We start from the raw sequence: 372 nt of genomic DNA, 5'->3' as shown, positions 1-372 counted from the left end.
CCCCAGGACGGCAGCGAAATGGATTGGCCGAAGTGAACGAACGGAGCGAAGATAAGGACACCCATCGCCGTTTGGCAGAGCGAGGTGACTTCTGGTCTTTGCTCACCCAGTTTTTTCCCAAGAACTGCGGTGATCGCATAGCAAAGCGCTCCTAATACCGTCACGCCTATCCCGAGCATCCATACACGGTCGACAGATCCAGATGACCAGCCTAGACCACTGGCGAAGATGACGCCGACAAAGGCGGCCGTCATCCACAAAAGTTGATCTCGCGTAACCCGCTCCTTGAGAAAAAGCGCTCCGATCAGGACGACGAAAAAGGGCTGGATGTGGAAGACGATGGTCGTCGTTGCAATCGACGTCATGCTGATG

The 372-nt window shown here is 55.1% G+C and carries 1 protein-coding gene; it reads right to left on the bottom strand.

All coding sequences use genetic code 11. The annotated features are described in order from the left end of the window. Window positions 1–372, bottom strand: a 372-nt coding sequence (locus AF337_RS10545; RefSeq protein WP_152970967.1) for a DMT family transporter, incomplete at both ends; no start/stop codon positions are given.

The sequence above is a fragment of the Rhizobium ecuadorense genome (genome assembly GCF_001187535.1).
In the GTDB taxonomy this organism is placed as follows: Bacteria; Pseudomonadota; Alphaproteobacteria; order Rhizobiales; family Rhizobiaceae; genus Rhizobium; species Rhizobium ecuadorense.
Note: the sequence above shows the minus strand (reverse complement) of the source record. Positions and strands in the feature narration are given on the sequence as shown.